The sequence below is a fragment of the Leuconostoc sp. genome (genome assembly GCF_965300815.1).
Genome location: NZ_CBDKZH010000068.1, coordinates 1 through 7496, shown reverse-complemented (window position 1 = coordinate 7496; position 7496 = coordinate 1). Strand labels below are relative to the sequence as shown.

Here is a 7496-nt window from a genome sequence, read left to right as displayed (position 1 = left end):
GCTGGACTGGTGATACTGGTTGGCTAACGGCTATTAACGAAACACTCTTTATGACCTTCTGGTCTGCGCTATTTGGCGGTTTGCTTGGCCTGATTTTTGGGGTTGGCTTGGTGATTACGGCACCTAATGGGATCACCCCAAATCGCGCCGGCTTTTGGCTCTTAGATAAAATCGTTTCAATCTTCCGTGCTGTCCCATTCATTATTTTATTAGCCGCCATTGCACCGTTTACGAAGCTCTTGGTTGGCACACAAATCGGGACAACCGCAGCGTTGGTACCGTTGTCACTTGGTGTCTTTCCTTTCTATGCGCGCCAAGTGCAAGTCGCTTTATCAGAAGTCGACGGCGGTATTGTTGAAGCCGCACAATCTGTAGGCGCCTCATTTTGGGATATCGTCTTCGGCGTTTACTTGCGTGAAGGCCGTTCAGAAATCATTCGTGTCTCAACTGTCACACTCATTAGTTTAATTGGTTTGACGGCCATGGCTGGTGCCATTGGTGCTGGTGGTTTGGGTAACATGGCCATTTCCTATGGTTATAACCGTTTTGCCACAGATACTACCTGGTTTGCCACTATTCTTGTCTTAATTCTTGTCTTGATTGTCCAAGTGGTGGGGGATTACCTCGCTAAAAAGTTAAGCCATAAATAAGCACGCTTATCCAATATAATCGCTTATAAAAAATGCTAATACCTCGCGTATTAGCATTTTTTATTATTTTTGCAATAAAACCGTTACCTTTTATGAGTGCTGCACTCATCCTGATTTTTCTACCCACTAAAAAAGACTAGCATCAGCTAGCCTTTTGACGTTATCGCGTCAATGTAAATTCAAAACGTTCGCCCACATAATAGGAACGGACATATTCAAACGGTCGATCATTTTGGTCAAAAGAGACTTGACGGACCGTCAGCATCGCATCCCCACGCTTAATTTGTAACAATTCTGCCAGGCGTTCATTGGCCAGGCTGGCTGAAATCGTTTGTTCTGCGCGACCTGGTTGCACGCCAGCCTTACCCAACGTCACATATAATGATTCGGTCAGGTCATGCTTAGAAAAATTCGTCACCAACTTAGCTGGCACTGTCGTCCGTTCAAGCAAAATCGGTTCGTCATCCCCCATACGTAATCGTTCCATGACAATGACTTCATCGTTTTGTGTCAGTTGTAAACGGGTCATTTCAGAGGCTGATGGTGATGTGACTTTATAACTCACCGTTTTCGTACGCGCCACGCGTCCTGTTGCCGCCATCAATTCCGTAAAACTGGTCATGCCTAAGGCACGTTCTGAAACTTTTTGCTCTGCGACATACGTCCCAGACCCAACTTTACGTTCCAATAAACCTTCGTCAACGAGTGTTTGCACAGCTTGCCGTAGTGTCATTCGTGACACATTAAAAGCTGCCGCCAATTCACGTTCGGCTGGTAGTCGCTTATGTGACTGCCATTCCCCTGCCTCGATGCGCGCTTTAATTTGATTATGAATTTGGATGTAACGTGGTGTCGCAGGTTTTGTCATTAATTATTCCGAGCAAATCGACGAGCGAATGAAAACGTAGCCAATAAATCTAAATCATCCTTAAAAAATAAATTAAAATCAGCATCCTTGCCAATCGCAAGTTCGCCCTTTTGGGTCAGCCCAAATTCACGGGCTTGATTTACTGAACTCATTTGAACAGCAGCTTGGATATCAGCAGATGTCATTTCTTGGATGTTACGGAATGCATCATCATAAGCTAACACCGAACCTGCTAAATGACCATTTTCAAGACGGGCTTGCTTATCTTTCACGATTACTTTTTGACCACCAAGTTCAGAAACACCGTCACCAAGTCCTTCAGCCCGCATTGAATCCGTGATGAGTTCTAACTGTTCAGGCCCCTTCAAACGAAAGGCCAATTCTAGTATATCAGGGGCAATGTGGAAACCATCAGCGATTAATTCCGCCGTGATTGATGATTCAAGCATCGCATGGCCCGTCACGCCAGGTTCCCGATGGTGGAGTGGTCGTTGCGCATTGTAAAGGTGTGTCACGTGAGTCGCGCGTGAATGGGTCAATTGTTCACGTGTTGCATTGGAGTGCCCGACTGATGGGCGAATATTATGTGCTAACATAAAGGCTTCAAAATCTGGTATGCCACCTTTTTCGGGCGCATACGTCACTAAGCGAATCCGTTCACCAGATAAAGCATACCACTTTTTGAGCAATTCAGTATCCGGATCAACAATGTATTCTTCTGGCTGAGCGCCCATGAAGACCTTATTAATGAATGGTCCTTCCAAATGAATGCCTTGAATCACGGGGTTCGTCTTCGCCACTTGATCAATCGTCACCAGAGCGCGTTCAATATTTTCTGGGGATTGCGTCATGGTTGTGGGAAAGAGTGACGTAATCCCTTCGGTCACCATCAAGTTGACCATTTCATTAAGCTTCTCGGGATCCCCGTCCATCGTATCGAAACCATAGCCACCGTGCTTATGCACATCGATAAAGCCAGGCACCACTAAGCGGCCACTGGCCTCCTCAATGACTGTATCTTCAGCATCAGGGACAAAATCTGCCATATAACCGACATCTAAAATCGTATCAGAAAAACGGATATACGCATCTGGCATGTGCTTGTATCCTGTGTAAAGATCAATATTTTTCAATAATTTTACCATGATTATACGTGTCACAGTATCATCATTATTCAAATACACACATTGAATAATTTATCTGCTTAGACACTGCCTCCTTTTTCTAACTACCCTCATTATAATTGGTATAGACCGATTTTGCAAATCAAAATAAAAACGCCGTAGCGTTAAATGGTGTGTGCCTAGTTCGTCACAATATTTCTCGCATAGTTATGCGCAATTTTTGAGGCCGCAGCAGCTGCTAAAGCGCCAGCAATATCATCTGCAAAAGTGGTGACGGCTGGCGTTGTTTTCCCCAAGCGATCCAATTCGCCTACTAACCCAACTTTTGTTTTGTCAATGTAACCATAATTGGTCACACCAATGGTGTCATAAGACATCGCAATGGCTGTCCCCAACGTTTCATCCACGCCAAAAAGTGAATCGTCCCCTTCAACTAAATCCTGCAAAGGTGATTCCAGCAAATGCGCTTCGGCCAAGCGATCTAATTCCAAAGCTACCCAAATTTGATGTTGCACGACCCGCTTATGCAAAATACTAACCACCGCTTCTTCGACTTGTTCTAACGTCAAGTCAGGTTGATAGCGGTGTTGGTTTTCATACCCAATCAACGCAATCCCGCGAATCGTGATGCGGTGCTTTTTGAGTTTTTCGACAGTATTTTCATAAGTTGCGTATGCCATGATTGTTCTCCCTTTATTATGTCCCTAGTATAAACAATAAATCATGATTTGACAAAGCCCGTTTTGAGGCTTGCAAAATCCGTGTGAAGTCTGTAAAATATATAGAGTAATTGCCCCTTGGCCAAGCGGTAAGGCGGTGGCTTCTGGTGCCACTATGCGTTGGTTCGAATCCAACAGGGGCAATGTTAGCAGCAGTCTTCGGACTGCTTTTTTTGTGCCCTTTTTTACGTCAAAATGCGATCAAAGTGAGCGAAAAAAACCATCGTCTGAGACGATGGTTTTTAATAAAACGTTGCAAATTCTGATCCTAATGACGGATACGCATATAAGTTAGCTTGGGTTTCGGCTAACGTCCGCCGTTCATTAATGGCTGTGACAAAATAATTAATCACTTCTTCGGCTTCAGCAGCAATCACGCTCGCCCCAACGATATGGCCAGCATCATCGAGCACTGTTCGTACCCGCGTTGTATCATTGTAACGATAAAATGGCATGACTTGACTCATATCAATATCAGTTACCCGATACCCATTTGCCAGCCCTGCTTCAACGGATAAGCCAACTTGAGCAATATGTTGGGTCCCAAATACTACAACTGGGATGGCTGGATAAGTAATGGGTGCAGTGGTCAACCCAGCAATGGCTTGTGCTACGTACCGGCCTTCATGGTTCCCAGTTGGTACTAACTTAGGGACTGGTGAACCGCCGACATCCCCAATGGCATAGATATGTGGGTTTGACGTACACAAATGATCATCAACCGGAATTTCCGTCGTATCCCAGACCACACCGGCATTTTCAAGTTGTAATTGATCTGCATTGGCCACCCGACCAGCCGTTACAAAAACACGACCTGTCTCAAATTGTGTCCCATCTGTCAATGTCACTAGTAGACGTTCAGTTGGCATTTTCTCAATTTGTTGGACCGTTGCATTAAAGTACCAGGAAATGCCCGTTTCTTGCATGTCCGTGATCAATTGACGGACTAACGTTTGATCAAACGCCCGCAGTGCTGTCGGTCCGGCGGTCACAATCCGTGTGTGGGCGCCAGCAGCCTGCGTAATGTTGGCAAACTCCATTCCAATATACCCAGCGCCAATAAACGTGACGTCATCTGGCATCATTGGCAAGTTCAAAAAGGCTTCTGAATCTTGCGTCAATTCTGCCCCAGGAAACGTTAATGTTTTTGGGCGCTGTCCAGTAGCAATAACCCAATCAAGCGCCTTAATACGGTCACCTGTATCACCAACTGTGACCGTATCGGCATTCACAAAAGCTGCCCGACCATAAAAGCGGGTAATGTCTGCCGCATCAAGTCCGCGTATTTTACGGGGTTCAACTGCGTCGACATAACGTTGCTTGTGCGCCATCAAAGCTGACCAATCAATCGTTGACAAGCCTCGCAAGCCAAGATTTTGTAGGGCTGATTGCCGATGAATCCCTTCAACCGCCGCCAGCAAGATTTTCTTTGGATCGCAGCCATAATTAGGGCACGTCCCACCCCATAAATAATCTTCTAAAATGACGACATTTTTGCCTAAAGCGCGCGCAGCATACGCCGCTGCAAGACCAGCAGGTCCGGCGCCAATGACACCAACTTCAAATTCATATTCTGTCATGATTCACCTCGTTGCTCATATTATACCAGTATTTCTCAAACAAGATATGACATGACGGCATCCGCACGCTCATGAAAGTGTTTGCATAAACGATTGACTTATGTTAAATTTAACGTGTAGTTGAATATTTAACAATCTGGGGTGCCATTTGGCTGAGAAACACCCATTGAACCTGATCTGGTTAGTACCAGCGAAGGGAGCATTGCGCTTTAGTGTGTCTTTAAGTAAACGCATGGTTCATAAAAAGCCAGGCGTTTTTTTGTTGGCCAAAATTTGGCCGTTATCCGACACATCAAAACTGCACCGTGCCAGACATAAGATACAAAACTACAAAAATTTTATGGAGGCATATTCATTATGCAAACGATTTCAAATTCTAAACGACCACACTGGGCGTTACGCGATGTGTTACTGCTGGCTTTTGTCGCAGTCTTCATCGGCTTTATTTTCTGGATACTTGGTCCCGTCTATAATATTCTTGCGGCTGCTTTGACACCGTTAGGGTTGGCCCCCTTTGCCAATGATCTGTTGATTGGTGGCTGGATGATGGCAGCACCTTTGGCGAGTGTGTTAATCCGTCAGGCCGGTGCGGGTGTATTGGGTGAATTATTTGCGGCTACCGTTGAAATGTTAATTGGTGGCCAATGGGGCGTGTCCACACTACTTTCAGGCCTTGTTCAAGGTGTTGGTAGTGAAGCTGGTTTTGGGCTTCTCGGTTATAAAGATTGGCATTGGCGCGGTATTTTCGCTTCTGCCGTTACCGGCACCATTGTGACTTTCATTTGGTCACTCTTCCGTGACGGTTATGCCTCATACCATATTGGCCTACTTGTAGCCTTGTTCTTGACACGTTTTGTGTCACTCCTCTTCTTTGGTGGTGTCTTAGTCGTTGCCATCCAAAAACTGATTGAAAAAGCTGGTGTCTTACGTCGTGACTAATCTCGTTGTCCAACAAGTTAATTTTGCCTACGCTGATGTACCGGTTCTTAAGGACGTGTCGTTAACGTTACAACCTGATAGCTTGAATTTACTTGTCGGCCCAAGTGGTAGTGGTAAATCAACCCTGCTTAAACTCCTGGCCGGTCTTTATCCAACCTTTAGTGGCGGTGAATTGACGGGCACATTGACTTTGGACGGCTATGCTGTACATGATATTGTGCCTTTTCATCGGGTAGCACATATTAGTTATCTCTTCCAAAACCCCACCCGCCAATTTGTCATGAAGACACCGTTTGAAGAACTGCGTTTTAGCCTAGAAAATCTCCAAGTTGCGCCTGAAGACATCACGCCACGCATCGAAGATGCCCTGACCCGCGTGGGCATGCGTGACTTCATGTGGCATGACTTGATGACCTTGTCCGGTGGTGAAAAACAAAAGGTGGCATTGGCCGCAGTCCTCGCAGCAGACAGCCATTTCTTACTCCTTGATGAGCCGTTTGCTAACGTGGATCCCACGTCGCGACTGCAATTGATTCAGTTGATCAAAGCCTATCAACAAGCTGGCAAAACAATTTTAATTGCGGATCATGATTGGAGCGGTTACGCTGACGTTATCGATGATGTTTTCGTGATGGCTGATGGGGGATTGCACACCGCATCAGCTGACGAAAAAACAACGATTTTGTCCCAATTGCCCACCCAACCTACCGTTCACACCACCCAACCAGACGCTGTGATTGGCGACTTGGTGTTAGATCAAGTCACCCTCACCAATGGTGATCGCCTCTTACTTTCTGAAACATCACTCGCGATTCCCAAGGCCAAACGCACACTGATTACTGGGCCAAATGGTGTTGGTAAGTCAACGTTATTTTCGGCTTTGGTGAAGCTTTACCCTTACGGTGGTACTATTTTGTACCAAAATCAATCACTCGCTAAACGTCGCGTCGCACAGCACGTTCGCGATGTCGCCCTTGTCTTCCAAAATGCCGAGCAGCAGTTTGTCGCGATGACGATGGCAGAAGAATTGGCACAAGCGCAGCAAATGAGCCGTTTCCCAGAAATTTGGACAGCCGATTTGCTCAATGACATCTTGGTACAGCTTAATTTGAGTCATGTGCGTGAGCACATCGTTTACCAATTATCTGGTGGGCAACAAAAAAAGCTGCAAGTATTGCTCATGCTCATGACTGGCACGCGGGTTTTGTTGTTTGATGAACCTTTGGCTGGCTTGGACAGTGCGTCACAGGCACAACTATTAGCTGTCATCGCTGACATAACCAACAAACAAAACCAAACCGTGGTGATGATCAGCCACCAATTACACGCGGTGACGGATTGGTTTGATTACCACTTGCAGTTTGAAGACCAGCAACTAACTTTTCGAGGTGACGCATCATGAATCCACTGATAAAATTTGGCGTGATTATGGTCATCGCCTTGGAATTAACTTTCATTAAAAGCGTGACGGTTAATCTCATCGTCATCTGTGTGAGTGCCTTGTTATACCTGATTTTGCATTTACGTTGGCGACAATGGTTATGGCTGTGTTTACTACCTGCCCTGCCAGGCCTTGGCTCTTGGTTCTCTCTGATGTACTTTGGTACCGGTGATCA

7 protein-coding genes, 1 tRNA gene, 1 pseudogene and 1 riboswitch are annotated in these 7496 nt (G+C 45.8%); of the genes and pseudogenes, 5 read left to right on the top strand and 4 right to left on the bottom strand.

Annotation, left to right across the window (positions count from 1 at the left end; translation table 11 throughout):
- Positions 1-650, top strand: a 650-nt coding sequence (locus ACW12G_RS05470; protein WP_455647458.1) for a methionine ABC transporter permease, incomplete at its 5' end; no start/stop codon positions are given.
- Between the two features lie 160 nt (positions 651-810).
- On the opposite strand, the gene ACW12G_RS05465 is transcribed toward ACW12G_RS05470, so the two are convergent.
- From ACW12G_RS05465 to ACW12G_RS05455, 3 genes are all read right to left on the bottom strand, one after another.
- Complete coding sequence (locus tag ACW12G_RS05465; protein ID WP_068851744.1) at positions 811-1518, bottom strand: GntR family transcriptional regulator; 708 nt, start codon at positions 1516-1518, stop codon at positions 811-813.
- Positions 1518-2663 carry an N-acetylglucosamine-6-phosphate deacetylase gene (gene nagA / locus ACW12G_RS05460; RefSeq protein ID WP_455647457.1) on the bottom strand — a complete coding sequence of 382 codons (1146 nt, stop codon included), beginning with the start codon at positions 2661-2663 and terminating at the stop codon, positions 1518-1520. The genes ACW12G_RS05465 and nagA overlap by 1 nt, the downstream gene beginning before the upstream one ends.
- 158 nt (positions 2664-2821) lie before the next feature.
- Complete coding sequence (locus tag ACW12G_RS05455; protein WP_019041383.1) at positions 2822-3322, bottom strand: phosphatidylglycerophosphatase A family protein; 501 nt, start codon at positions 3320-3322, stop codon at positions 2822-2824.
- A gap of 111 nt (positions 3323-3433) precedes the next feature.
- On the opposite strand from ACW12G_RS05455, the gene ACW12G_RS05450 reads away from it, so the two are divergent.
- Positions 3434-3505 (top strand) — tRNA-Gln (locus tag ACW12G_RS05450).
- Positions 3506-3603: 98 nt separating this feature from the next.
- Here the strand turns inward: ACW12G_RS05450 and ACW12G_RS05445 are convergent.
- Entirely contained in the window at positions 3604-4941 is a 1338-nt protein-coding gene (locus ACW12G_RS05445) for a dihydrolipoyl dehydrogenase family protein (RefSeq protein ID WP_455647456.1), read from the bottom strand.
- A gap of 127 nt (positions 4942-5068) precedes the next feature.
- Positions 5069-5158, top strand: a riboswitch (TPP riboswitch).
- A gap of 140 nt (positions 5159-5298) precedes the next feature.
- On the opposite strand from ACW12G_RS05445, the gene ACW12G_RS05440 reads away from it, so the two are divergent.
- From ACW12G_RS05440 to ACW12G_RS05430, 3 genes and pseudogenes are all read left to right on the top strand, one after another.
- Positions 5299-5880, top strand: a complete 582-nt coding sequence (locus ACW12G_RS05440) for an ECF transporter S component (RefSeq protein WP_147001004.1) — start codon at positions 5299-5301, stop codon at positions 5878-5880.
- Positions 5873-7282 (top strand): ABC transporter ATP-binding protein, encoded by a 1410-nt coding sequence (locus ACW12G_RS05435; protein WP_455647455.1) that lies wholly within the window; start codon positions 5873-5875, stop codon positions 7280-7282. The genes ACW12G_RS05440 and ACW12G_RS05435 overlap by 8 nt, the downstream gene beginning before the upstream one ends.
- Positions 7279-7496 (top strand): annotated as a pseudogene (locus tag ACW12G_RS05430) (cobalt ABC transporter permease); the annotation flags it as partial. The gene ACW12G_RS05435 and the pseudogene ACW12G_RS05430, both read left to right, overlap by 4 nt.